Below are 25,484 nucleotides of genomic sequence, written 5' to 3'. Positions count from 1 at the left end.
CATGCATGGTCAGTTGATGTTTTGTCGGGTGTGTGGTGCTTTCTGTGAGATGATCTTTGTTGATTGCAATCATTCGTCTGTTTCTCAGTATATCTTTCTGCGCGAGAAGCTTGAGCCGGTAACAGAGAAGGTGTTTTCAACTATGAAGAGTGCCTCGTCATCATGGGTAAATGTTATCTCTTCCAATTTTTTGAGCTGGACGTTGTTGACAACTGTCATCAGAACGTTTTTTTCCTTTCTCGAATATGCGCCAAAGCCCTTGAGGAATGTCGCGCTCTGTTTGAGTTGAGTCAGGATGTCGTTGCTTATCTCATTGGCAAAATTCGAAATGATAAAGACGACTTTGCGTTGGCTGAACAAGGAGAGGGTCTGGTCAATGATCATTCCGGTAATGAAGACCATGATGAGTGAAGCGATGATGACATCAAGTTGAAGTCGCATGAGGCTGCCGAAATAGAGAAGTGTGTTGAAGACGAGATACACCCTCCCTATTCCCATGTTGAATCGTTGGAAGAGGTAGACGGCTACAACGTCCAACCCTCCATTGGAGCCGAGGGATCGAAGAACAATCCCTGCTCCGAATCCCGTGACTACTCCACTGGCGACAGCTGCGTAAAGTTGGTTCTGAATCGGAATAGAAATTGATATGAATTCATAAAACAGGGTGGTGATAAGTGTTGCATAGAGGCTGTATAGGAAGAACCTGCGGCTGACTTTGAACCATGCGAACAGGAAGAGTGGAATATTCAACAAGAGGTTTATCCAGCCGGGATTCAGTTTCCCGGTCGTATAATACAGCAGCGAACTCAACCCGAAGATTCCGCCGGGAACAAGCTCGTGTGGAACCGCAATGCTTTTTATACCGATGGTGGCAATGAAGCCACCTACGGTTATGAGCAACAGGTTCCACCAGACAGTGTATGCTATATTAACTGTAAAGGTTGGTCCTTTACCGAGGTAGGATCTGCTTGTGCCAGACATTCATGCTCTCCAACTTGCCTGCTATTTGTGTGTTGTTGTGCAGGGTTCCGCCAAAGAGGTAGCCTGCACGGGCAAAAACTATGTTCATGCCAAAACTTTCAGCTCTCGCTATGGTGAAGAGTGTTTTGAGGGTGAGATCTTTGGCCGCATATTCCATGGCAAGCAAGAGTGCCCCCGCTGCTCCTGTGCCTCTGTGTTGCGGGAGCGTTGCGAAATCTGTCATTTCCGCACACTGCCACTCTGTGTCAATCTCCATGGAAGCGGCAGCCACCAGCCGCCCCTGTGAGATGATGCCGAAGAAGACAGTGTTCTCCTTCATGGATTCTTCAATGAAAGCAGCATCACTGACAGGGAACGGGTAGGTTGTGAAAACCTTGCCATAGAGTTCGGCCAGCTCGTCAGCATGTTCAAGACGGAGTCGAATGATCCTGTTGTCTGAAATATGACTTGAGTGTGTCCCTGCCTTTTGGTCCGCCAGCTCCAGCACCTCGGAGATTCGTTCGATATTTTGCGGTATGCCACGACGCTGATCCATGTACTTGCTCATGAAATATCCGGCAGTTTCCCCCTTATGCATGAAGGGAACCCGTGCTTCATCGATAAAGCCCAGTGCGGCAAAGTGAGCAACATCCTGGGCAGGAACTTTGGCAAACAGTTTGGTGTAGCCGTGTTGTCTCCCCAGTTCATAGATGTCGTTGACGATGTTGGGCAGGTCTGCCGAAGCGAGTTTCATCAGATAAACTCGATCATTGGCAGGCCCGTGTTGAATTGTTGATTCTCCCAGGTGTATGATTTCATCAGGCTGCATCGTCTCTCCTCTTGATGCGTTCATTGTTCTTCGGGGTGAGGCTTGTGGTATCATCCCAGTCTGATAGGAGCTTTTCGATCCCGATCGCCTTTTCTTCCGCATCATCTTCCATGAGCTGAAGATTGCAGTTGGAACATTCACGGTCACAGAAATTCGATTCGTATGAAGTCGGTTCATTATATGTCGTGATAACACCTTCATAGTTTCTGAGCACCACTTTGTTTGGTCCCCAGGAAACTATATAATTGGGCATGACCGGGATTTTCCCTCCACCGCCCGGTGCATCCACCACGTACGTGGGGACGGAAAATCCGCTGGTGTGTCCCCGGAGGCTTTCTATGATTTCGATTCCCTTTCCGATGGGTGTCCGAAAATGTGTCAGTCCTTCGGAGAGATCGCACTGGTAAAGATAGTATGGACGAACCCTGTTTTTCACGAGCTTGTGGTTGAGCGTTTTGATGAGGCGCTGGCAGTCGTTCACTCCGGCCAGGAGGACACTCTGGTTACCGAGTGGAATACCTGCGTCAGCCATTTTTTGCAGTGCGCGGCGTGAAGATGTGGTTAACTCGCGGGGGTGGTTGAAATGGGTGTTGATCCAAATCGGATGATGCTTCTTCAGCATGTTCACGAGTTCATCCGTAATGCGGTACGGGAGAACAACAGGCATGCGAGTTCCTATGCGAACGACCTCAACATGCTCAATCTCTTGGACTTTGGTGAGTATCCAGTCCAGCTTTTTGTCGGAGAGCATAAATGGATCACCGCCAGACAACAGGACATCTCGAATTTGCGGCGTCTTGCGGATGTATTCCAGAGCCTGTTCCAAATCATCTGAGCAGGGAATGGAATCAACATCGCCGACCTTGCGCTTTCGCGTACAGTGTCGGCAGTACATGGAGCAGGTGTTACTGATGTGAAAGAGAACCCGATCGGGGTAGCGGTGAGTAATTCCGGGAGCAGGACTATCTTCATCTTCGTGTAGTGGGTCTGCCATGTCATGCCTTTCAATTCTCAGTTCCTCGGGTGAAGGGACGGATTGTAGGAAGACCGGATCGTTTTCATAGTCCTCAACATCAATGAGAGAAAGATAATAAGGAGTTACAGACATAGGGAATTTGTTGATTGTCTGCTCAAGGGTTTTCTTCTTTTCTTCAGAAAAATTGATTCCGAGAACTCGTTCGATTTCATTGACGGATTTGATTGAATTGCGGATGTGCCATTTCCAATCAGTCCAATCCGACTTGGATGCGGATTCACGTAAGGTCTCTGCGACTTCCCGTTGGTGTTCGTTGAATATTTGCAATGTATCTCCTTGGTTAAAATATCTGGCTCAGGAATTTACGAGTCCGGGCTTGAGTTCGTTCGATGGGATCTCCTTCTTCAGGATTACTCCTTCGTTCATGAAGGGCACAGTCTCAGCGATTTTGCAGGCAAATCCCATTTCATGTGTGAATAAGCACGGTCTTAGGGGCCAAGACAGGGGGGGACTTTCCCCTTCTTCAGTCTTTTTTTGTCCCGAGCTTTTTGTATCGGATTGAGTCTCCCCAGTTGAACGACAGTTTCCTCGACATTGAGCCATGATTTGACAGGGCGAAAATTGTTGCCGGATGTTGCACTGCAAAGCAGGAGTAAGAGAACCGGTCTGAAGAACGTTAGAACTCCATTAACTCATTGCTGCTGTTGTAAAAAATGAATGAATGAGAGCTTTCACTCGTACCGAGGTTGATTTTTCCCGCTTCTTTGACTCGGACAAGTGAGTCCGTGCTCTCTTCAGAACGGCCAGCCGCACAATCAAGAAGAGCGTGACCGCGAGAACGGCCAGGAGTATATGAATCCGGTTTGTTCTGACTCCTAGGGGACTTTGAGGTAGCAGTTTCTCGGCATAATTATGAACTGCGCATTTTCCAGTTGGGAATTTGCACTGAGAGTCTCATTATGAAGTGAGACAATGAATGCTAGAAATAAGACTGCTAGAATTGGTACAATGAAAATGACTTTCTTCGTTGTACTGCATTTGTGTTTCATGGATAAAAATTGCATTGTTGATGCACGAGCAAGGTTAGAATTTGCTTTACGGCATCATTCAAACAGCTTCCAATACTCTCAACAAGGGGGGAAGACGGGTATGTTTCGGGTATTCAGGTATGCCTGATTTAGGAGAGGGAAGGTTTCTGGCGTAGGTATGTATAAAGGGAGGCTTTTCTTCCTCGAAGGCCCACTTTTTTGCGTATGTTTTTTCTGTGCGTTTGCACTGTTTCAAAGGCCATGTTGAGGAGGTGTGCTATTTCCTTTCCACTCCGTCCCAGTTGAATGAGTTGGCATACTTCCATTTCCCGTGGGGAGAGGCGCAACAGTTCGGAGTCGAATTCGCCGGAGGAGTCGTTGGCCAGGTCGACAAGTTGGTCTTCAATTAGGTTTTTGTATCCTTCGCGAATTTCCGGTGTATTTGAAGTGGTAATGCGTTCCAAAGCTGGGAGCATCTGTTTCTTGACTTGACTGGTCAATTGTTTCTGCATTTTTTTGCGATCTTCTTCGACTGATTTGATGACCTGCCTGAGTGCTATTTCTTTTTCTTTTACCTCGTCTTTTTGATCCTGGAGGTCCTCTTTGAGTTCCTCCTGCTCCGTCAGGTCATGGAGAATGAGTTGGTAAAGCGAGTATTCGGTAAAAGTGATTTTCCGCAGCGTGGCCTCTGCGGGAAAACCTTCATTCTCACCATCAATAGCAACGACATTCTGCTTCCATTCCTCTTTATTCTGAATGGTATACATGGCGTTGCGAAGTCCAGAGTGAAACCGCTTCCCGAGCAGGCACTGGAAGTTTTCCCCGGCAAGGTTATTCTCTGATCGGGTATGTTGTTTTTGAGCAGCCGTATTGGCTGCGATGATGATACCATGATCATCGATCAGGAATGTTGCATTGAGCGATGTGTCGAAAAAAGCATTGAACAAGGTTATGGAGTCTGCCCATGCTGTGATGTTATCTTCGAGTCGTTCTTCATAGCTTTCATAAAGCGCTTCCATGGGGCGGTTGTCAGTGGCGATGACAATATACCCTGTCTGTGAACCGTGTGTGAAAGGAAGAGGGATGATTCTGAGTAAAAAACTATTGCCCTCACAAGCGGTTATTTCGTGGATTTTGAGCGGTGGGTATTTGTGCAGGGCGTCGGCAAGCGAAGTTGCTTTTATGTCCAGAATTTTCCAGAAAGGAATACCTTTTGGCTCTATTGCGGGGAGATAGCTGATTCGGGCACCTGTGGCTTCAAGGACTTTTCCGCAGGTGTCGGTATAATAAATGGTATCCCTGAATGCTTCAACCACGCCCCCCGGATCAGAAGGTGGGGAAGTCCTTGTCATCGTATCATTCATGAACGAGAGATATCATGGAGGGTGATCAATGAAAACCTCACATGAGCAATGAAAGATCGTTGAGGTCTTCTTTATGAAATTTTTAATTCCTCGTCCTCTGTTTGGCCATGCTTGTGACGGTGTCCGTGCAATTTGAAAAATCCCCGGTTTGAGGGGGGCTACAAGGAGTCGGAACCAGTCCCCCCTCCAAGAGGCTCGGAGGGGGGCGAGAGATGTGGTTGGGCGGATCAGGACATGGATGCATCTGTCTTTTTTAGGATGTCTGTCTTGAACGGGAGGTCTCGCAAACGAATACCCGTGGCCGCAAAGATCGCATTGGCGATAGCTGGGGCTACGGAAGGAACGGAAGGCTCGCCTATGCCACCAGCTTTGGCTCCGCTATCCTCAATGAATATTTCAATTTCAGGTACTTGGGTCATGCTGAGTAATGGGTAATCGCTGTAGTTATATGTGCCGACTCCACCGTCAGCGAATCGCATGGCTTCGTTGAATGCCAGGCTCATGCCGATGACTGCTCCGCCTTCCATCTGGGCCGTGATGCCATCGGGATAAACCGAAGTGCCACAGTCGACGACGGCGACCAGTCGATGGACGGTTACCTGCCCATTGACGGGGTCAACAGAAACCTCGGCCATATGTGCAGCCACGCTTTCGAAGCAGCTGCATAAAGCCACGCCACGCCCCCGGTTTGCGGGGAGTGGGCTTTCCCAGCCACCTTTTTCAGTGAGGGTCATCAGAGCATTGTATGGCCGTGACCCTTTTTCCAGTCGGGCCAGGCGAAACTCAACCGGGTCCTTGCCTGCCTTCAGGGCCAGTTCATCCATGAAACTTTCGACAAAGAAGGTATTGTAGGAATAAGCCACGGATCGAAACCAACCCACACGCATGGGGAGGTCGATGAGGGAGTATTCAATTAAACGGTTAGGCAGGCTGTAGGGCATGTCCGGGAGTCCCTGTAGAGATGAGCTGTCTATGCCATCCTTCACGGAATCCGGCTGTACTCTTGAAAAGATGGATTGCGACGCAATCTTGTGACGCCAGGCAACGAGGTTGCCGTCTGCATCCAGACCTCCCTTGATTTCGCAGGTGCTGGCCGGGCGATACACGTCATCTGCGAAGTCGTCCTCACGGGTCCACATGACTTTGACCGGCCTGTTGGCGGCCTTGGACAGGGCGACCGCCTCCGTGACATAGTCTGCTTCAATTCTGCGCCCAAAACCACCGCCACAATAGGTGGTCATCAGCTCTATTTTGCTCAGGGGGAGTCCTGTCACCTCTCTGGCAGCATCCAAGGCAGCCGTCTGCCCTTGGGTTGGGGCCCAGATGCGGCAACGGTCTGCTTCCACATGGGCAGTACAGTTATTCGGCTCCAATTGGGCGTGAGCGACCCAGGGGACGGAATACGCAGCCTCTACTGTCGCGGCAGCCCCGGACAAAGCTTTTTCCGTATCGCCGAGGGCTTCGGCAATGGCTCCGGGAGAGGCCATCTTTTGGCGGAACAGAGCTGCAATGGATGCATCGTTTAGGTCCGGGTGAGAGCCTCGTGACCATTGGACGGCCAAGGCATCACGTCCCTTGATTGCGGCATAGGTCGTGGTTGCAAAAACCGCGACCTTGTCATCCAATGGCAGGACTTTTTCCACACCTTTGACTGCCATGGCCGCTTTTTCATCAAAGGATTCAGGCGTTGCTCCATATCTGGGAGGGCGAGCCAGGACAGCAATGAGCATGTCCGGGATCTGAATGTCCAACCCGAAAATCGTTCGCCCCTGCACCTTGTCTTCCATATCGAGACGTTGGCGATAGGTGCCCATGATGGAGTACTCGTCAACGGTCTTGAAGGCCGGTTTGGCTGGAATATCAAGTTTGGCGGCTTCTTCGGTCAACTCGCCGTATCCGAGAATGCGGCCGTCAGGAGCGACGATTTTACCTGAGCGAGCCGTGCAGTCCTGAGCCGGAATTCCCCATTTGGTCGCCGCAGCCTGAATGAGCATGAGCCGGGCAGCCGCTCCAACAGTGCGAAGTAGGTCCCAACGGTTTCGAATACTGGTACTTCCGGCAGTTAACTGAATACCCCACAGTGGGTCTTTGAAGGCGTCCGAGGCCAAAGCCATGCGGACTTTGACATCAGCCCAGTCCGCATCCAACTCATCTGCAATGATCATGGCGATTCCGGTGTGTGTACCTTGTCCCAGATTGGTTTGGCCCACCCAGATTGTTATACCGCCGTCCGGTGCTATTTCGAGAAAGGCATGGGGTTTGAATGGTGTGGCATCCTTGGCAAATGCAGGAGAAAGATTCATGAGGGCCATGGCACCCGGTGTGGCTGCAACGGCCAAGACAAGGAAACTTTTCTTCAGAAAATTCCGTCTGGTTATATTTTCTGTCATGATTTTCTCCTATTTTTTCATAGACTTGGCAGCCTGTTTCATGGCTGGGACTACCCTCGGATGGGAGCCACAGCGACAGGTGAAGTCGTCCATGGCCAAGGCCATTTCCTTTTCTGATATGGCCGTGTTTTTCGAGAGTATGTCTACCGCTTGCAGCATCATACCCGGTTGACAGTAGCCGCACTGTGGGACTTGCTTTTCAGTCCAGGCTACCTTGACAGGATGGTCTTCGGGCAGGCCTTCTATGGTCAGAATCTTGCTCCCTGCCGCGCTTTCCACGGAGATGGAGCATGACCGCTCGGCCGCATCATCGATGAGAACCGTGCATATACCACATATTCCCTCGCCGCAGCCATACTTGACGCTGGTGATGCCCAGGTTATCGCGCAGAACCCACAACAGAGGGGTATCAGGCTCGACGTCTACTTCATGGACTTTCCCATTGACATGTAATGAAATCATCAGACCTCCCTTATGCTATTCATTGATAAATATGACAATTCGACAAGCGGTTGCCATGCGTTTTATGCCGAGAGGACTCCTGTTACTCCTGGAAGTCCTATTCATGAAAGAGATCAACTGATTCTAACTCTCTTGTTTTATTACCTATCCGATGATGCCTATGACATGTTAAGCATACAATAAACTCTCTGGATTTGAGCACTATTATAAACAGCCTTTTTATGGGGGCTTCGGCTGTGGAGAGAGTCTCAGGGAGAATGCATCTGCAGGGAAGAAAAGTGTTGGGGCTTGTTGGCTGATACGTTTTGGAAGGGTGGGGAAAGAGAAAAAACATTTGCCATTTGGACAAATGTTTTTTCTCAGAGTGGGTAATGTTGATGATTTTTTGAATGTAAAGAGAATATCAAAGAGGAGGGCTGAATTTTATGAATACATTCGTGGGGCTTTGTATGTCTCAATATAGTGAGGTCTTCAGCCGGACAATTATGTTTTGAGCAATATTCTCCCATTCTCAGAGTGTGCGATGAAAAGCAGGGCCGTTTTGTTGACTGTGAGTCCGTGAGTATGGGCCCCTTGCGAGGGCAGCTTTTTTCTTATTCCATGAGTGCACTGGGCAATGTCAGGATGAACTCCTTGATTTCGTCACGAACACGGCGGTAAACATCGAGAATCTCATTTTCGTTCTTCATGCTTTTGGTCTGTGAAGGCGGATCGTCAAAACCGACATGAACAACCTTGCTCTTGGCCGGAAAGAATGGGCATGTCTCCTTGGCATTCCCGCAGACAGTCACAACGTAGTCAAATTCGATATCGTTCGGCAGGTCGGAGACCAGCTTGGACTTGTTGTCGGATATATCGACCCCACTTTCCTTCATGACAGTAACAGCTCTTTCATTCAGGCCGTGCGTTTCGACTCCGGCTGAATAAGCATGAAAGCTCTCGTCCTTGAGTTTCTTTGCCCAACCTTCAGCCATCTGGCTTCTGCATGAATTGCCAGTGCATAAAAAGAGAATATTCATGGTATGTCCTTTTTCGGCTTTTTAATTCCCGACAAGGTCCAAAGGATTCTGCATCCCAGACCTGCTCCATTCAATAAAGTGGATAATATTTCGTTCAATATCATCTCGAATGAGTCGAATTTGTGCCAGCTTTTCCTCTTTCGTCCCCTCGACTGCGGCAGGATCAGGGAAGGGGAGATGCAGTCTGTGAACCATTCCGGGAAAAACAGGGCATTGACCGTCTCCTTCACCGCAAACCGTCATCACAAAAGAGTAGATTTTGCCTGCTTTGAACAAGTCGAAAACCGACTGTGTCTTCTTTTCGGAGAGGTCTATTCCGACCTCTTGCATGACTTCGACGACAAAAGGGTTGATCTCTGTGGGTTCAAAGCCGGCGCTTTCAACTTCGATTTCGTCTTTGTTTGCATGCTTTTTGAGAAATGCCTCCGCCATTTGGCTGCGTGCGCTGTTGTGGACGCAAATGAACAATACCTTTTCCATGACAGGCTCCTATTTTATGACCGAGGTTTCGCATTTGACATGACACACGCCATTGATCGTTTCAATTGCATGAGGGAAGAATTTCTTCTTGAAGTAGATGGCGACATTAACCAAGGCGATCAGGACCGGGACTTCGACAAGTGGTCCTATCACGGCCGCGAATGCCTCACCCGAGTTGATGCCAAAGACGGCAATGGCGACAGCAATGGCGAGTTCGAAGTTGTTGGATGCAGCCGTGAAACTCAGCGTCGTGGCCTGCTCATAGGTCGCGTCCGCCTTGTAGGACAGATAGAAGGAAACAAGGAACATGAGCAGGAAGTAGATTGCCAGAGGCAGCGCGATACGGATTACGTCGAACGGCAGTTGGACGACTTTATCTCCCTTGAGAGAAAACATTACGAAGATGGTAAAAAGCAGGAAAACGAGCGTCAGCGGGCTAATCTTCGGGATAAAGACTGTTTCATACCATTCCCTGCCTTTGAGCTTGATGCCGATGAACCGGGAGATCATGCCAGCAAGGAAGGGAATGCCAAGATAAATAAAAACACTTTCGGCTATTTGGACCATTGATATGTCTACCACAACACCTTTGAGGCCGAACCAGCCTGGGAGGATAGTGATGAAAACATAGGCGTAGAGAGAGAAAAACAGAACCTGGAAAATTGAGTTGAATGCGACCAAGCCTGCGCAGTATTCGCTGTCGCCTTTGGCAAGGTCGTTCCAGACAATGACCATGGCGATGCACCGTGCGAGACCGATGAGAATCAGGCCAACCATATATTCATGGTACCCCGAGAGGAGCGTTATGGCGAGACCGAACATGAGCACCGGACCTATGATCCAGTTTTGGACCAGGGAGAGAGCCAGGACTTTGTAATTTCGGAAGACCTTTCCCAACTGTTCGTACTTTACCTTGGCCAGTGGTGGGTACATCATCAGGATGAGACCGATGGCTATGGGGATATTGGTTGTACCGATCTGGAATGAGTTGATAACATTTTTGATGTCAGGATAAAGAAAGCCGCCTCCAACGCCGATGAACATTGCCAAAAATATCCAGAGTGTCAGATAACGATCCAAAAAGGAAAGCCGTTTTACAACCGATTCGGACATGATTTTTCCTTGATTGGTTAGCCGCACGAGTCGGCGTTCTTGATTTTTAAGTATTGTTTCAGGCGTTCATGGTCTTCAGCCCCTACCGCAAGGTTGGGAAGGTATTCTCGCAGAGTCGTCAATATGGCGACTTGAAGTTGGTCGTCAGGATCGGCGAGTGTGTAATATACCCACTTTCCTTTTCGATGACTGGTCACCCATCCACTTTTTTTCAGAAATGACATATGCCTCGACACCTTGGATTGCGGGAGGCTCAAGGCTTCCATCAGGTCGCATATGCAGAGTTCTCCACAATCAAGCAGAGCCAGTAAACGAAGACGGGTTGGGTCGGAAAGACCTTTGAGGCGTTCAGCAAGTTGTTCCATGAGATGCATCGTATCCGCATATGCGGATATGTCAATAGGTAAAATGTTGAGTGGTTGATATTTTCAGAAACGAAAGGGAAGCGAGTATGATTTTATTCTGTTTTCAAGAAATATTCATATGGAGGGCCGGTCATGGCCTGCTGCTTTGGCAGGTGAAAGCCATGGGGCGGTGGCCTGTTGCATTTATGAAGACGGAGCTTGTCGCGTGAGCATGAAAGATGTTTTGGGAGCGATTTTTTCCCCTTTCCTTGACAATTTATTCATTGAATCAAAAATGTTGTTGTCTGAAATATACTCCCAGAATCAAAAGGTTCGCTCGTGACTCCTAGAAAAAAGGTTGGGCTATGAAATATATCCCCAAGAAGCCAATTGTCGTGCCTGCGATGCGTCGAAACAGCAAACCGCCTCGTTGCCATGCTGTATTGGCAAGGAGTTTTTTGACCATGGCTGTGGAACTTCCCGCCACAGCAATAGGGATGCAATGGCCTATGCCGAAGAGAAGAATAAAGGTGAGTCCCGTAAGAATCTTTCCCTGTACCGTGATGACAGCCAGGATAGGGGCGATGAAGCCGAATGTGCATGAACCCGAAAGGATTCCGTAGGCGAGTCCGATGATGAAAGCGCCAAGCATTCCCTTCACTTTCAACTTGGACATCATTCCGCCGGACATGGAGCACTTGGACACGCCAAGCATGTCCAGAGATACCCACAGGAGTATCAGGCCGACGACGAGAGTCCAGGAGGACCCCACATCACCCAGCATACGACCAAGGAGGGAGCAGATTATGCCTATGGACGCGATTGTGATGAACAGGCCGCTGGTGAAGAGGAGAGCGTACATTGTGGCCTGGCGTCCCTCAATGACCTTGTCTTGTCCTGCCACATAGCTGACGATAAGTGGAATTGAAGCCAGATGACAGGGGCTGAACAGAACACTGACCATGCCCCAAAGAAAGCACCCCAATGCTCCGAGCAGAATCCCGGATGTCATCCATTGATTGATGAGAACGAATATATGATCCACTGTGGACCTACTTAACGCCCAGTTCAGCCAGTTTTTTCACGATACTGTCTTTATCCAGAAAGCCGACGTGGCGAAAGCGTTCTTTGCCTTGAGCATCATAGAATATTTGCGTGGGGATTGAGCTGATGCCGTACTTTGAGCCTTCCGTACGATGTTCCCAGACATCAATGAATGCGATTACCGCCTTTCCTTCATATTGCTGGGATAGCTCTTCGATTATCGGTGTCATCATCTTGCATGGGATACACTCATGAGCACCGATGTCTACCATGGTAACCATCCCTTGAACCGGCAGGTCCTGTGGTTTGCCCGAAATCAGGTCAGATGATGAGACCTCCTTTTCCGGTATGGGTGTTTCCTGGGAGCAGGCAACAAGAAATACTCCCAGCAGCATGAGGCTGAGAGTGAGAGAAATGATTTTTTGCAAAACGAATTGTCTCCTTGGAGATGGTAAAAGGTTCTCTGTGGGAGAGTTTTTCTGGCTATCAAGAATGGTTTTTTGTCACTCTTAATCCGACAGTTTTATTGTTTTTTTTAGATATTTCTCCAGCTCTGACGAAACCGGTCATCTGAGTGTGCTACCGAGTCGCCGCCAGTCGGTTCTCTCGGGAAGTTCGCTCATGTCGGCAGTCTTCGGAGAGGCGACGATGAACTTTGTGCAGGCATGAGCGCAGATTTTGTCCGAAAGAACACAAGTCTGTCTTGTTGATGAATTATTTCAGCCACTCCAGCACTTCTTTTTTACTGGGAGCTTTGCCAACGACCTTGACTTGACCATCGATTGCCACGGCAGGTGTGGAGAAGACGCCGAAGGAAGCTATTTCCTGAAAATCAGAGACCTTCACGACTTCTGCTTCAAGACCGCTTTCTGCGACAGCCTCTTTGACGTTCTTTTCCGCTTCAGCGCATTTCGGGCACCCTGGTCCCATGACTTGAATTTTCATAATAATCTCCTTTGTTCTTTATTTAAATTATAGCGTTGAACAGGTAGCCGACAAACAATATGCCACAGCCCACAACGCCAATGAAGATGGCGATGAGACGAGGTTTTAGTACCTTGCGAAGGATGACCATTTCCGGGAAAGACAGCGCAATGACGCTCATCATGAAGGCTAAGACAGTGCCGAGGGCCGCCCCCTTGCCGAGCAATGCTTCTACCACGGGAATGACTCCTGCGGCATTGGTGTACATCGGGATGCCTATGACGACTGAAAGTGGCACCGACCACCATGTTGAATCGCCCATGATACCTGCCAGATACCCTTCCGGTACATAGCCGTGGATACCAGCTCCAACGGCGATACCAATGACGACAAATTTCCACACTCGTCCGACGATGTCCCTGACCGAATCAAGCGCAGAATGAAATCGTTGCTTCCAAGTCATCTGTTGATCATCAAGGCCACTTTCTCCCGCACGGATAGCCATGACCCAATCTTCGACATGAGCTTCCAACTTCATGCGCCCCATCACCCAGCCAGCAACGATGGCCACGCTGATGCCTGTGACAAAATACAGCGCGGCAACCTTCCACCCAAGCAAACCATAAAGCAGGACAAGAGCAATTTCATTAACCATTGGAGCTGAGATGAGAAAGGAAAAGGTAACGCCAAGTGGCACTCCGGCAGTCATGAATCCGATGAACAGGGGGACAGCCGAGCAGGAACAAAATGGTGTGACAACCCCAAGGAGCGCTGCGAGAATATTACCAATAGATTTCTTCTTTCCTGCAAGTATCCGTCGCGTCCAGTCGACCGTCACAAATGAGCGCACAATGCCAACGAAAAAGACCACCAACAAAAGGAGCATGAGTACTTTTGGCGTGTCGTAAACGAAAAATTGAATAGCGGAGCCCAGATGGCTTTGGGGAGAAAGACCCAGGAGGGAATATGCGAACCAATTGGCAAAAGGCAGTAGTTGACTGTATATTCCATACCATACAGCAACTGCGATACCCCCGAGTGCAAGCTGGAGCATTATCCCGCTCCCTTTGATTGCTATTTCTGGTTCGACGTTTTGTTCCGCTTCATTTGTCTTGTTTGATGGAGTCTTCACATCTTTCATTTGGTTATTCCGCCAAGTGTTTAGCTAAAAAAATTATTGCTTATTTGCGTCCAGAACAGACTCAATACAATGGAAAAAATTTAAAATGCAGGGAACTCGTAGACGATAATAAACTTGCTTCCCGCGACGGTCATCCTCCACGATGCCAGCCTTTTTCAAGACAGAGAGATGCTTGGAGACGGTTGACATGTCCGATCCAACAAGTTCCCGCAGGTCACACACGCACTTTTCTCCGTGGGAGAGAGCATCAACCATCATGAGTCGTGAAGGGTGTGCCATGGCCTTCATGATCTTCGCGCGTTCCTTGAATTGTTTTGTTATGACAATATCCGTGTGCATTCATTTGGCAATACTGCCAAGTGTTTTGCTTGTCAAGAACGGAATATTTCTTTGTGGATAATTCAACTTCTTTCGAAGGAGGGCCTGTGTTGGAAAGAAGGTTGGACGAGGCAAGAGGTCTGTGGGAACTTATGTCCAATATATTGGGGAGGGCTGTCTGTTTTGGTTTTTTGGATATACGTTGCAATAAGGATTTTTTCTTGGAAAGGAACATGAGTTCTTGCTTGTTTCAGTTTTGCCATGACCTCCATTGAGATGGACAACGAGGTCCATCCTCCTTGACGTGGGGCCGCATAAGAAGCCCCCCGAACAGTTCCTGTACGGAGGGCATGAGTGAGTTTGTGAATCGCTAGTCGCCGACGAATATCAACGATATTTCCGGGATGTAGGTGACCGCCAGCAAGACAAGGATCATCAATCCGAGGATCGGCAGAATCTGTTTGGAGATATCCTCCAGCTTCACTTTGGCGACACTTGAGGCCACGAATAGGTTGACGCCGACTGGTGGGGTCACGAATCCAATGGCAAGGTTGACGACCATGATGATACCGAAGTGGACAGGATCGACACCGACCTTGGTCACGATTGGAAGCAGGATCGGTACGAGAATGACGATGGCGGCCAGAGCCTCCATGAAGGTGCCGATGATGAGCAGCAGGACGTTGATGAGCAGCAGGATGACGATCTTGCTTTCCGTGACACCAAGGATGAAGGATGCGATCTTGGCTGGAACCTGCTCAACGGTCATAACGTAGCCGAACACGGTTGCCATGGCCATGAGGATGATGACGATGGCCGAGGTTGAGCAGACTTCCATGAAGGCGTCCACTATGTTGCCCATGTTGAGCCCCTTGTAGACGAAGAGACCGACGATCAGGCCATAGAAGGCTGCAACGGCGGCAGCCTCGGTGGGAGTCATCAAGCCGCCATAGATGCCACCGAGAACGATGACCGGAACCATCAGCGCAAGTTTGGCATCCCAAAAAGCCTTGGAGATGGAGGTGACGGAACGTTCTTTGGCTTCGCCCATCCATCCTTTTTTCTTTGAGTACCAATAGCTGAAGCCCATCAGAACAAGTCCGGTGAGTACACCGGGAACGACACCGGCGATGAACAGTTTGCCGATGGAACTTTGGGAGGCGACACCGTAAATGACGAACGGATTGGAAGGCGGGATCATGACCCCGATAGCACCAGCTGCGGCAACAATCGCGCAGGCAAAGTACTTGTCATATCCACGCTCGATCATGGCCGGGATAGTCAGCGAACCGATGGCCGCGACAGTGGCCGGGCCGGAGCCGGATATGGCCGCGAAGAACATGCAGGTAGCGATGGTTGCGAGAGCCATGCCACCGGGCAGGGGGCCGAGCAATTCGTCGGCCAGATTCAGTAGTCTGGTGGACAGTCCTCCGGACCCCATGAAGATACCCGCGGCGATGAAGAACGGGATCGCCATGATCGGGAATGAATCAATCGAAGTAAAGGAAACCTGGGCTATGTAATCGATGGGCAGCGTGCCGGAGCCGATCAGGGTGACCAGGGAAGCCAAGCCGAGGCTGATGCCGATGGGGACGCCGACTACCAGGAAGAGGGCGAAGTAGCCGAAGAGAATGGTGGTGGTAGCGATGTCAATGCCGAGGATCACAGGGGCGAAGATGGCCGCAGTGATCACGATGGCAGCTCCGAGGGATTTGATGCCAGCAGTCTTGATCTCCTTCATGATATCCTGCACGAGCCGGATACTCATGAGACCAAACCCGATAGGCAGGATCATATAGGGGATGTAGTAGGGGATCTGAAGGGCCGGGGCGATCTGCGGGAAGCGGATTTGGAAGCTGACAAGGTCGGTTCCCATGACCAAAACCACGATGCCCAACACCAGATAGCAGAGGTCATTGACGATCCAGAACGTTGGCTGCCAGCTCTTGGGTAGCCTGTCATAAATGAAATCGACGCGGATATTCTCACGGCGTTTGATAGCAATGGAAGCTGCCAGATATGAGATCCAGATGAAAATGAACCGTGCAAGCTCTTCGGTCCAGACTGCGGACCCCGCGCCATCGGTGAATTGTGTGATGACGTAGCGGTAAAAGGTTTGAAAGGTGATGATCAGGATGATGGAGAGTAACCCGATAAAAAGGAAGGGCTTCTCGATATTCTCGTCGATCCAGCTGATTAGCCCTTTTTTTGGCGCTTCTTCGGTAGTATGTGTCGGCGGTATTACGTGTTCCATGAGATATTCCTTATGTCTTTCGGGACCAGCCTACTGCTGGATTTCCTGGACCATGGTGAAAAGTTCGGGCGGAATCCTGTCGGCAAACAGGTCCCAGACAGGACGGGTCTTGGCTTTGTACTCGGCGAGTTCGTCGGGCGTCAGCTTATGGACCTTGATGCCCTGATCAAGGAATTTCTGTTCCACCTTCCTTTCAAGGGAAGCTGTGATGGAGCGCTGATAAATAAGAGCCTCGTGAGCGGCTTCATTGATGATTTTCTTGGCGTTATCAGGAAGATCGTGCCAGTAATCTTTGTTCACCATGAGGATGTGCATGGAGTAGTTGTGTCGGGAGTCGACAGCATAGCGGATAACTTCATCATGCTTGGCATCAGATAAAAGGGAGAAAGTGTTGCCTTCTCCATCGACAGTGCCTTGTTGCATGGCTGTGTATGTTTCGCCCCAGGCGATGGGAGTCGGACTCATGCTGAGAGCGTTGGCAACCTCAATCTCGACCGGAGAAGCAGTGACACGCACTTTGAGCTTTTTGAGAGTATCGACCGTGGAGATGGGCTTATCAGTGGTTACGAAGTTACGGTAGCCATATTCGCTGAACATGATAGGTTTGAGATTGATTTCTTCGCCGAGACGATTGAAAAAGGAGCCTAGCGGGCCATCGTCCAGAGCATTATAAATCTTCTGCTGATATTTGATGTCTGTGATGTATGGCAGATCGAAGATCATGAAGTAAGGTGAAAAATTAGCCATATTGGGCGAGGAGCTGGATGCCATTTCCAGCGAACCGCGCTGGACGGATTCCATGGCCACGCGGTCGCTGCCCAGCATACTGCTGCCGTATACCTCGACCTTGATGGTTCCGCCCGATTTTTTGTTCACGAGTTCCGCAAATTTTTCATAGCCCAGGGTCACATTGTTGCCCGGAGCCATGGGGTGGGCCAGGCGAATTTTTATGACGCCGTCGTCATGGTTCCTGCCGAATTTGCACCCAGTCACCAGGAGCAAAAGACAGGTTGCCAGGAACACCCGCTTTATTGTTGTACTGTTAAACACCATTCCCCCAAAAGGATAAAATACTGAAAGAATAATAGAAAACCATTACCTAACCCCATTTGAGCAAATGATGTGCCAGCTTTGTGAAACAATTCATTATCAGTGAAAAAATCTGACTAAAACAGTCATGATTTTTTAGATGACGTATCAATACCGGGTAAAGTTAAATGAAAACAAGCGGTAGTAGGGAGAGGGCGATTGGTGAAGACTATGTGATCCCGGTGCAGTGGATAAGACGTATCAATAACCGTCGGACGTTGCAAACCTGCATTGGTCACGATACATTTTTGTAGCATCTCGATTAAATACTTTAATTTACACAAGTTTTAAACTTGATGCAAAGTTGCAACATGGTGCGTTTTTGCATCGTCTGTCTTTTGGTGGGTAAGAAAAATATTTTGTGGTCAGACAGGAAGGCACTAAGCTTTTTATTCGCTGGCGGCCATGGGAGAGGGAGTGGTTTAATGAGCTTTTACGAGTCAGGAAAACAAGGATATTGGCTCTTAAAAGATGCCTTGGCCGAGCCTTTCGACCAAGGCATTGGCCTAACTGCATATGCCGTTTAGCCTGAGGGCAAGCAAAGTTTTACAGTCCGAGAATTCTGGCAGCATTGCCGTACATCACTTTCTCTCTGACATCGTCCGCAAATGGGAGTGCCGCATACTTTCCCAACTGCTCACGGTAATCGATGAATGGGTGGGCGCTGGCATACATGATCTTGTCTGGAATGGTGGTATTAGCTGCTTCGACATAGACATGACCCATGGGCCACAGCTCATATTCGGAGAATTCAATGAACACGTTCTTGTTGCGCTGAGCCACGATAATGGATTCATTGACCCACGGATACCCTCCGTGGCTCATGATGATTTTGAGATCAGGGAAGTCGCGGGCAACAAAGTCGATGTAGCGTGGGGCCACATGGTCGATGACCGCGCCCGGTACGAAGCTGGCAGTACCGGTGGTGAAAATGATGGGAATGTCGAGTTCACAGCACTTGGCGTAGACGGGATAATATTTGGCGTCATTGGGATAAATCTTAGCCAGGTACGGGTCTATGGCAGCTCCGTTGATGGTTTCATTCTCGGTCACGGCCTGTTGCAGGTCGTAAATGGCGTCCATACCCTTGTGTGGATCAATACCCCAGAATCCAAAGTATTTTTCAGGTGCTTTCGTGCAGAAGTCGAGCACGGCACTATTGCCGTTGGCCATGGATGCGTATGTGGTCTCGCAATCGCGGCCGGTAATGACGGCTTTGACCACGTTATGTTTATCAAGTCCTTCGATAATCTGGTCAAACGGTTCTGCTTTTTGTTTGTGGAAATCGATAGCTTCACACAAGTCCTTGAACATGGCGCTGTTGGCGATGCCGGTGATGACTTCTGGGGTATTGGGCCTGAATCTGAAATCAATAACCTTCATTGAAATAACTCCTTATGGTTGGCTGCGCGTTTGCGCACCCAGATAAAGCAAGGTCCATACCATGCATTTGATTCGAAGCTCTTTCCTTTTATCCGATTGCATCGCGCAACAGAACATGGCAGGTAATTTGCTAGTTTAAAACCATGTTCGATACAGTCATCTTTTGTGCTGCCTGGTTCGCTGCCGGAGTGGTCAATAATCTTGCCGGATTCGGTGCTGCAATGGTCGCCATGCCCGTGGTGACAACAGTCCTTCCCATGGAGACGGCGGTGGTCAGCGCCATGCCCATTATCATTATGCTCAATCTCCAGATGGCCTGGGTGTACCGTCATCACATCCCATGGCGAGCCATGCGCTTTGTCGCTTCGGGTGGCGTGCTCGGTGTGGCGGCGGGGATGCTGATAATGCAGTCCATACCGGATGAATGGCTCCGATTAGCCATGGGCCTGTTTCTCGTGTTCTACGGCATTGATTCTTTGTTGCGACAACGCATTGTGGTTCAGGGGCGGTCGTATGGCCGATGGGGAGTCGTTGCGGGGTTTTTCTCTACCATGCTTGGAGCGTTGTTCAGCTTTAATGGCCCGCCGCTTGCGGTTTATGTTTCCATGGGCGGTTGGGAACAGAAAACAGCTAAAGGAATGTTGGGGGCTTGCTTTGTGTTATCAGGCATTACTCTATTGGTAGGGCAGATTCTCACCGGCTCAGAGACTATGGAGACTCTGAACTATTCGGCCATGGGAATTCCCGCAACCCTTGTGGGCGGGGGTGTGGGGATACTGGCTTCACGATGTGTCACACAGGCGGTATACCGAAAAATCATTCTGGTCGTGATCATGACCGCCGGGGTATCAGTGATACTCTCCTGTTTCTGATGAAAGAACTCCCGAGTCGGAAAGGACGCACATGAAGAATAATACGGGAAAGCGGTCTCGCCGCATTGCATCAAAGAACAAATATTTGATTTCCAGCTATCTGTGTCAGGTCTTTGATACTATGCGGGACGGTTTGTATATTACAGACAACAAAGGCGAAACCCTGACTGTCAACGAAATGTACGAAAATCTGACCGGCCTGAAGTCCGAGGATATTGTTGGCAAGAACGTCAAAGACCTTGTTGAGAGTGGGGTCTTTGATCTCGCTCTGAACGCCAAGGTGGTGCAGACCAAGAAGGCAGCCACCGCAGTGCAAATGACCAATAAAGGGCGCAAGGTCGTCCTCATGGCTCATCCCATTTTTGATTATGACGAGGATGTGGAGTTGGTTGTCACATTTGTGCGCGATATTGCGTTGATCTCCCAGCTCAAGGAGCAGGTGGTCGCCCAAAAACAGCTCATCAATAAGTATAAACATGAGATCCAACAGCATAATGAGAGTCTGTATCAGCCTTCCAGTTCCGTTATGGTGGACCTCTATGATCAGGTGAGACGGGTGGCAAGGACTGATGCCACCATTTTGTTTCTCGGCGAGACCGGCGTGGGAAAGGATGTCATGGCTCGCGAGGTGCATGAGAAGAGCACGCGCAAGGGACAACCATTTCTCAAGGTCGACTGTACATCAATCCCGGAGAATCTCATTGAATCAGAGCTGTTTGGTTATGCGCCCGGAGCATTTTCCGGCGCAGATTCTCGAGGCAAGGCCGGGATGTTTGAGATGGCGGATAAGGGGACTTTGTTCCTCGACGAGATAGGTGAGTTGCCACTCTCCATGCAGAGCAAGCTTCTTCGGGTGCTTCAGAATAGTGAAATACAGCGGGTCGGAGCAACGAGGGCACGCCAGATCGATGTGCGCATCATCGCGGCTACCAACAGAGATCTGGAGGAAGAGGTCCGGCAGGGAAATTTTCGGAGTGATCTTTTTTACCGTCTCCATGTGGCGGTTATACGTATACCCCCTTTGCGTGAGCGTGGTGAGGATATCCATGCCATGCTCTTCTACTTTCGCAAACAGTTCAATACCAAATACAAGCGTAACCTCAAGCTCTCGGCCAAGGTGGAGGAGGCCATGCTCAATTATCGCTGGGATGGGAATATCCGCGAGATGGAGAACTTGATGCATAGCCTGGCTGTCACCACCCATGATGAGCGTGTGGAGTTGCGGCACCTCCCTATGCGGATGCTTGATTCCTCTGCCATGCAGTGTGAACCGGGGCAGATCGGATTTGATATCGAGAATGAGCAGGGAAAGGATTTCAAAACGATTATGGCGGAGGTGGAAGCTCAGTATTTATTGCACGCCATTGAACGGTACGGTTCGATGACCGAAGCCGCTGAGCGGCTCAAAATCAATCGGACAACAATCTTTCGAAAACTCAAGAAGGTTGGTTTGTCCGGCGATGAGCGTGAAAACTGATTTTTGAGTTAACACTGTTGTGTTCGAAGGCCGCCCTGTTTGACAGGACGGCCTTTTCTTTTGGGTGAGAGATGGTGGGTGGTGCACAATTGCATCACGATGCAATTGTGCACCGTTTTTATACTAATCTGAAATTATTGGAAATCTCTATTGCTGAGGTGGCACGATGCAAAACTGCATCTTGAGGATGTGGTCCAGCCTTGACACATGATTTGGTTGTGTGGTGGCGATTTGATTTTAAGTTTTTGATTCTAGCTACTTATGTGGATTTTGTTGTATTTGTGGAGTTTGGCACACCCTTTGCCAGTAGAGAGTTGTCGCCGGATGGCGAAGGGTTGCAACAGAGCTTTCCCATCGTGAAAGCACCCACATAGAACACACAAGGAGTAGGATCAATGTTGAATGTGCATTGCTGCGAGACCATGACCCCGCATGAACAGCGCCTGCAGGATCGTATAGAGGGCAAAGAGGACAAGTTCCGCAAGAATCATGCCCGCGTCTTCAGGATTCTCGATCGTATCGAAAATCTGAAGCCGCAGATCGACGTTGAGCGCGCCCTGTATTTCACCCAGTCCATGAAGGAAACCGAAGGCGAATCGCTCATTCTTCGTTGGGCCAAGGCCATGGAGCACGTTGCCGCGAATATCACTGTCTACATTGATGATGATCAGCTGCTGGCCGGTCGCGCTGGTTACCAGGGGCGTTATGGTATTCTGTACCCCGAGCTGGACGGCGATTTTCTGGATATGGCAGTCGAAGAATTGCCCAAACGCGAAGGTTCTCCCTTCTCCATTACCGAAGAAGACACGCGCATTGTTGTTGAGGAGATTGCTCCATTCTGGAAGGGGAAGACATATCACGAAGCCCTCAATGTTGCGCTGCCGGAAGAAATTCACAAGTTGACCTACGATGACCCTGACGGGCTGAATTCCCGTTTCATCGTTAATGAGACATCTTCCTTCCGTTCCTCTTTGCAGTGGGTACACGATTACGAAAAGATTCTGAAGCGTGGCTTCGGTGGTATTCGTGATGAGGCCCAGGAACACCTGGATGCCCTTGATCCCATGTCTCCTACAGATAACGCAGAGAAAAAGCCTTTCTACGAGGCTATTGTTCGCGTTTGCAATGCCGTCATCCTGTGGGCGAACCGTCATGCCGATCTGGCTGAAAAACTGGCCTCCGAAGAATCTGACCCGACCCGCAAGGCCGAGTTGGAAATGATTGCTGCCAACTGCCGTCGCGTTCCCGAGCACCCCGCGTGTAACTTCCGCGAGGCTGTACAGTCTCAGTGGATCACCCAGATGTTTTCCCGCATTGAGCAAAAAACCGGTACCATTATTTCCAATGGACGAATGGACCAGTACTTCTATCCCTACTACGTGCAGGATGTTGAAGCCGGAATCCTGACCGATGACCAGGCCATTGAATTAATTGAGTGCATGTATGTTGGCATGGCTCAGTTCATAGACCTCTATATATCTCCTCAAGGTGGTGCCTTCAACGAAGGATACGCCCACTGGGAGGCTGTCACTGTCGGTGGACAGACCAAGGATGGCATCGACGCCACCAATGAACTGACCTACCTTTTCCTGCGGTCCAAGCGGGAGTTCCCACACCATTACCCGGACCTTGCCGCCCGTATTCATGCCCGCTCTCCTGAACGTTTTCTTGCCGAAGTTGCTGAAACCATCAAGGAAGGCTCTGGTTTCCCGAAACTTATTAACGATGAAGAGGTCATTCCCCTGCATCTGTCCAAGGGAGCCAAGTTCGAAGAGATTTATGATTACGCCGTTTCCGGTTGTGCCGAGATCCGTATGCCCAATCGCGATACTTATACATCCGGTAATGCATACATCAACTTTGCCGCAGCCCTGGAGATGGCCATGTATAATGGCCGGATGCAGAAGTACGGCGATCAACTCCTCTCCATCGAAACTGGGGACCCTACTTCCTTTGAAACGTGGGAAGAGTTTTATACTGCCTTCAAAACCCAGCAGATTCACTTCCTGAAGACTGCCTTTACTCAGCAGTATCATGTTATCAATAATCGCAAAAATCATTTTGCGACGCCATTTGGCTCCGCCATGCATGACCTGTGCATGAAACATGCTGTGGATTTGCACCAGCCCAAAGTCCCCGAAGGCATTGACCTCGGTTATTTTGAGTTCATGGGTGTCGGTACTGTTGTAGACTCCCTGTCTGCCATCAAGAAGTTGGTTTTTGAAGAAAAAAAGCTGACTATGGAAGAAGTTATCGAAGCTTGCCGGAATAACTTCGAGGGCAAGGAAGATGTTCGTGCCATGCTGCAAAATGTTCCTTGCTTCGGAAATAATGATCCATACGTCGATTCGATTGCCAAGGATCTTGACCATACCTGCGTGGACTTTGCCAACAAGTATCAGCAGGAATTGGGTGTTCACCTCGATGTTCGTTATGTGCCGTTCACATCGCATGTTCCCTTCGGTAAGGTCGTTTCCGCCACTCCGAATGGACGTCAGGCATGGACACCTCTGTCGGACGGTTCCTCCGCTTCCCATGGCGCAGACAAGAACGGTCCCACCGCAGTTATGCTGTCGAACTATACAACCAAGAACTTCAACTTCCGTGAGCGTGCCGCTCGTCTGGTAAACATCAAGTTTACCCCCAAGTGCGTGGAAGGCGCTGAAGGCACTAAGAAGCTTGTGGATTTTATCCGTACCTTCTGCGACCTGCGTCTCTGGCACATTCAGTTCAATGTTATTAACGCCGAGACATTGAAGGCTGCTCAGCAGGAGCCGGAGAAGTACCGTAACCTGATCGTGCGTATCGCTGGTTACTCCGCATACTTCTGCGATCTGTCCAAAGACCTGCAGGACGATCTGATCCGTCGGACCGCTCACGAAACAATCTAGTGCATAGCAAGGCCTCCTAATCCTTGATGAAGCCGACAGGGGCGGCTATAAAAGCCGCTCCTGTCCCTCTCTTTCCCGCTCCAACCGTGCAAAGGTAAATGAATGAGCTCCCTTATTGACAAGAAAACAACCGGTACTGTTTTTTCAATCCAGAAATATTCTGTCCATGACGGTCCAGGTATTCGCACCATCGTCTTTCTCAAAGGGTGTCCTTTGCGCTGTAAGTGGTGCAGTAATCCGGAATCCCAGGCGTTCAAGCCTGAACTAGCCTATAACCGTAATAAATGCCTCGGCTTGGATAAATGTGTTCGCTGTACAGAAGTGTGCGCCATCGGTGCGATTACTGAGGGTGAGGACGGTAAGATCGACATCGATCGAGAACTCTGCGCACAGTGCCTCGACTGTGCCGAAGCGTGTCCTGCGGGCGCATTGATCACCTACGGTGAAGAGATGACAGTGGATGCCGCTCTGAAGCGCGTGGAAGAGGATGAAATGTTTTATGCCCGATCGGGTGGTGGGCTGACTCTGTCCGGCGGAGAACCGTTTCAGCAGCCCGAGTTTGCCACGGCCCTGTTGCGTGAGGCACGGCATCGTCATTTGGACACCGCAGTCGAAACGTGCGGCGTGACTGACTATGACGAAATGAAGAAAGCACTCCCATTTGTTAACACCCTCATGTTCGACATCAAATCAATGAATCCGGAAAAGCATAAGGCTTACACCGGAATGTCCAATGAACGTCCTCTTGAAAATCTGAAGCGGATTCGAGAAGATTTTCCTTCTCTTCAGGTGCGGGTTCGCACACCGATCATCCCCGGATTCAACGATACTGAGGAGGATGTGCACGAAATCATTGATTTCCTCTCTGGCCTACCTGGCGATAAAGTTGAATTTGAAATTCTCGAGTATCACAGAATGGGGCAACCAAAGTATGAAAATACAGGACGAGAATATCCGCTTCCTCTCGACCTCAAGCTTGATACCGCCGTTTTCGGTGGTCTCAAAAAAATTGTCGAAGCCTTCAACGAATAAAACAAGTCCGATTTTTTCATTTTAAAGAAGCACATGACCCTTTTTTGAAAAGGAATATTCGACAGGCACTCATGCAGAGGCTGAAGACTTCGCA

The 25,484-nt window shown here is 49.6% G+C and carries 22 protein-coding genes; 4 read left to right on the top strand and 18 right to left on the bottom strand.

What is annotated here, in order from left to right:
- Window positions 1–84: 84 nt before the first annotated feature.
- From BN4_RS05900 to BN4_RS05800, 18 genes are all read right to left on the bottom strand, one after another.
- Window positions 85–981, bottom strand: a complete 897-nt coding sequence (locus BN4_RS05900; protein ID WP_015414458.1) for a YitT family protein — start codon at window positions 979–981, stop codon at window positions 85–87.
- Entirely contained in the window at window positions 950–1,789 is an 840-nt protein-coding gene (ablB, locus tag BN4_RS05895; RefSeq protein WP_041720152.1) for a putative beta-lysine N-acetyltransferase, read from the bottom strand. The genes BN4_RS05900 and ablB overlap by 32 nt, the downstream gene beginning before the upstream one ends.
- Entirely contained in the window at window positions 1,779–3,092 is a 1,314-nt protein-coding gene (gene kamA / locus BN4_RS05890; protein WP_015414456.1) for a lysine 2,3-aminomutase, read from the bottom strand. Before kamA ends, ablB begins: the two co-directional genes overlap by 11 nt.
- Before the next feature lie 850 nt (window positions 3,093–3,942).
- Complete coding sequence (locus BN4_RS05880; protein ID WP_015414453.1) at window positions 3,943–5,157, bottom strand: PAS and helix-turn-helix domain-containing protein; 1,215 nt, start codon at window positions 5,155–5,157, stop codon at window positions 3,943–3,945.
- 227 nt (window positions 5,158–5,384) lie between these two features.
- On the bottom strand, window positions 5,385–7,547 hold the full coding sequence (locus tag BN4_RS05875; protein WP_015414452.1) for a xanthine dehydrogenase family protein molybdopterin-binding subunit: 2,163 nt from the start codon (window positions 7,545–7,547) through the stop codon (window positions 5,385–5,387).
- A 9-nt stretch (window positions 7,548–7,556) separates the two neighbouring features.
- Window positions 7,557–8,009: a (2Fe-2S)-binding protein gene (locus tag BN4_RS05870; RefSeq protein WP_015414451.1), complete on the bottom strand. Its 453-nt coding sequence runs from the start codon at window positions 8,007–8,009 to the stop codon at window positions 7,557–7,559.
- Window positions 8,010–8,602: 593 nt separating this feature from the next.
- Window positions 8,603–9,028, bottom strand: a complete 426-nt coding sequence (locus BN4_RS05865; protein WP_015414450.1) for an arsenate reductase ArsC — start codon at window positions 9,026–9,028, stop codon at window positions 8,603–8,605.
- A gap of 21 nt (window positions 9,029–9,049) precedes the next feature.
- Window positions 9,050–9,508, bottom strand: coding sequence for an arsenate reductase ArsC (locus tag BN4_RS05860; RefSeq protein WP_015414449.1), 459 nt, complete (start codon window positions 9,506–9,508; stop codon window positions 9,050–9,052).
- Between the two features lie 9 nt (window positions 9,509–9,517).
- The gene (gene arsB / locus BN4_RS05855) at window positions 9,518–10,621 is read right to left on the bottom strand and encodes an ACR3 family arsenite efflux transporter (protein WP_015414448.1); all 1,104 of its coding nucleotides are present in this window, start codon (window positions 10,619–10,621) and stop codon (window positions 9,518–9,520) included.
- Between the two features lie 17 nt (window positions 10,622–10,638).
- A complete protein-coding gene (locus BN4_RS05850) occupies window positions 10,639–10,986 on the bottom strand; it encodes an ArsR/SmtB family transcription factor (RefSeq protein ID WP_041720709.1) in 348 nt (115 codons plus the stop codon).
- A gap of 325 nt (window positions 10,987–11,311) precedes the next feature.
- On the bottom strand, window positions 11,312–12,010 hold the full coding sequence (locus BN4_RS05840) for a cytochrome c biogenesis CcdA family protein (RefSeq protein WP_015414446.1): 699 nt from the start codon (window positions 12,008–12,010) through the stop codon (window positions 11,312–11,314).
- Between the two features lie 7 nt (window positions 12,011–12,017).
- Window positions 12,018–12,437, bottom strand: coding sequence for a thioredoxin family protein (locus tag BN4_RS05835; RefSeq protein ID WP_015414445.1), 420 nt, complete (start codon window positions 12,435–12,437; stop codon window positions 12,018–12,020).
- Window positions 12,438–12,723: 286 nt separating this feature from the next.
- On the bottom strand, window positions 12,724–12,954 hold the full coding sequence (locus tag BN4_RS05830; RefSeq protein WP_015414444.1) for a thioredoxin family protein: 231 nt from the start codon (window positions 12,952–12,954) through the stop codon (window positions 12,724–12,726).
- Between the two features lie 22 nt (window positions 12,955–12,976).
- Window positions 12,977–14,074 (bottom strand): permease, encoded by a 1,098-nt coding sequence (locus BN4_RS05825; protein WP_015414443.1) that lies wholly within the window; start codon window positions 14,072–14,074, stop codon window positions 12,977–12,979.
- Window positions 14,075–14,107: 33 nt separating this feature from the next.
- A complete protein-coding gene (locus BN4_RS05820) occupies window positions 14,108–14,413 on the bottom strand; it encodes an ArsR/SmtB family transcription factor (protein WP_015414442.1) in 306 nt (101 codons plus the stop codon).
- Between the two features lie 349 nt (window positions 14,414–14,762).
- Window positions 14,763–16,646, bottom strand: a complete 1,884-nt coding sequence (locus BN4_RS05810) for a TRAP transporter large permease (protein WP_015414441.1) — start codon at window positions 16,644–16,646, stop codon at window positions 14,763–14,765.
- 30 nt (window positions 16,647–16,676) lie between these two features.
- Window positions 16,677–17,699: a TRAP transporter substrate-binding protein gene (locus BN4_RS05805; protein ID WP_041720146.1), complete on the bottom strand. Its 1,023-nt coding sequence runs from the start codon at window positions 17,697–17,699 to the stop codon at window positions 16,677–16,679.
- A 582-nt stretch (window positions 17,700–18,281) separates the two neighbouring features.
- Window positions 18,282–19,118 carry an amidohydrolase family protein gene (locus tag BN4_RS05800; RefSeq protein ID WP_015414439.1) on the bottom strand — a complete coding sequence of 279 codons (837 nt, stop codon included), beginning with the start codon at window positions 19,116–19,118 and terminating at the stop codon, window positions 18,282–18,284.
- A gap of 143 nt (window positions 19,119–19,261) precedes the next feature.
- On the opposite strand from BN4_RS05800, the gene BN4_RS05795 reads away from it, so the two are divergent.
- From BN4_RS05795 to hpsH, 4 genes are all read left to right on the top strand, one after another.
- Window positions 19,262–19,990 (top strand): sulfite exporter TauE/SafE family protein, encoded by a 729-nt coding sequence (locus BN4_RS05795; RefSeq protein WP_015414438.1) that lies wholly within the window; start codon window positions 19,262–19,264, stop codon window positions 19,988–19,990.
- Between the two features lie 31 nt (window positions 19,991–20,021).
- Window positions 20,022–21,467: a sigma-54 interaction domain-containing protein gene (locus tag BN4_RS05790; RefSeq protein ID WP_015414437.1), complete on the top strand. Its 1,446-nt coding sequence runs from the start codon at window positions 20,022–20,024 to the stop codon at window positions 21,465–21,467.
- 395 nt (window positions 21,468–21,862) lie between these two features.
- The gene (hpsG, locus tag BN4_RS05785) at window positions 21,863–24,358 is read left to right on the top strand and encodes a (2S)-3-sulfopropanediol dehydratase (protein ID WP_015414435.1); all 2,496 of its coding nucleotides are present in this window, start codon (window positions 21,863–21,865) and stop codon (window positions 24,356–24,358) included.
- Between the two features lie 102 nt (window positions 24,359–24,460).
- On the top strand, window positions 24,461–25,390 hold the full coding sequence (gene hpsH, locus BN4_RS05780; protein WP_015414434.1) for a (2S)-3-sulfopropanediol dehydratase activating enzyme: 930 nt from the start codon (window positions 24,461–24,463) through the stop codon (window positions 25,388–25,390).
- The last annotated feature ends 94 nt before the right edge of the window (window positions 25,391–25,484 follow it).

This window comes from Pseudodesulfovibrio piezophilus C1TLV30, assembly GCF_000341895.1.
Lineage (GTDB): Bacteria > Desulfobacterota > Desulfovibrionia > Desulfovibrionales > Desulfovibrionaceae > Pseudodesulfovibrio > Pseudodesulfovibrio piezophilus.
The sequence above is the reverse complement of the archived record's forward strand: the minus strand, read 5'-3'. Positions and strand labels throughout refer to the sequence as shown.

Excerpts from the sequence above, each read along its gene's own strand:
- BN4_RS05900 (WP_015414458.1), bottom strand. The coding sequence starts at position 981 with ATGTCTGGCACAAGCAGATCCTACCTCGGTAAAGGACCAACCTTTACA.
- ablB (WP_041720152.1), bottom strand. The coding sequence starts at position 1,789 with ATGCAGCCTGATGAAATCATACACCTGGGAGAATCAACAATTCAACAC.
- BN4_RS05880 (WP_015414453.1), bottom strand. The coding sequence starts at position 5,157 with ATGAATGATACGATGACAAGGACTTCCCCACCTTCTGATCCGGGGGGC.
- BN4_RS05875 (WP_015414452.1), bottom strand. The coding sequence starts at position 7,547 with ATGACAGAAAATATAACCAGACGGAATTTTCTGAAGAAAAGTTTCCTT.
- BN4_RS05870 (WP_015414451.1), bottom strand. The coding sequence starts at position 8,009 with ATGATTTCATTACATGTCAATGGGAAAGTCCATGAAGTAGACGTCGAG.
- BN4_RS05865 (WP_015414450.1), bottom strand. The coding sequence starts at position 9,028 with ATGAATATTCTCTTTTTATGCACTGGCAATTCATGCAGAAGCCAGATG.
- BN4_RS05860 (WP_015414449.1), bottom strand. The coding sequence starts at position 9,508 with ATGGAAAAGGTATTGTTCATTTGCGTCCACAACAGCGCACGCAGCCAA.
- arsB (WP_015414448.1), bottom strand. The coding sequence starts at position 10,621 with ATGTCCGAATCGGTTGTAAAACGGCTTTCCTTTTTGGATCGTTATCTG.
- BN4_RS05850 (WP_041720709.1), bottom strand. The coding sequence starts at position 10,986 with ATGGAACAACTTGCTGAACGCCTCAAAGGTCTTTCCGACCCAACCCGT.
- BN4_RS05830 (WP_015414444.1), bottom strand. The coding sequence starts at position 12,954 with ATGAAAATTCAAGTCATGGGACCAGGGTGCCCGAAATGCGCTGAAGCG.
- BN4_RS05825 (WP_015414443.1), bottom strand. The coding sequence starts at position 14,074 with ATGAAAGATGTGAAGACTCCATCAAACAAGACAAATGAAGCGGAACAA.
- BN4_RS05820 (WP_015414442.1), bottom strand. The coding sequence starts at position 14,413 with ATGCACACGGATATTGTCATAACAAAACAATTCAAGGAACGCGCGAAG.
- BN4_RS05810 (WP_015414441.1), bottom strand. The coding sequence starts at position 16,646 with ATGGAACACGTAATACCGCCGACACATACTACCGAAGAAGCGCCAAAA.
- BN4_RS05805 (WP_041720146.1), bottom strand. The coding sequence starts at position 17,699 with ATGGTGTTTAACAGTACAACAATAAAGCGGGTGTTCCTGGCAACCTGT.
- BN4_RS05800 (WP_015414439.1), bottom strand. The coding sequence starts at position 19,118 with ATGAAGGTTATTGATTTCAGATTCAGGCCCAATACCCCAGAAGTCATC.
- BN4_RS05795 (WP_015414438.1), top strand. The coding sequence starts at position 19,262 with ATGTTCGATACAGTCATCTTTTGTGCTGCCTGGTTCGCTGCCGGAGTG.
- BN4_RS05790 (WP_015414437.1), top strand. The coding sequence starts at position 20,022 with ATGAAGAATAATACGGGAAAGCGGTCTCGCCGCATTGCATCAAAGAAC.
- hpsG (WP_015414435.1), top strand. The coding sequence starts at position 21,863 with ATGTTGAATGTGCATTGCTGCGAGACCATGACCCCGCATGAACAGCGC.
- hpsH (WP_015414434.1), top strand. The coding sequence starts at position 24,461 with ATGAGCTCCCTTATTGACAAGAAAACAACCGGTACTGTTTTTTCAATC.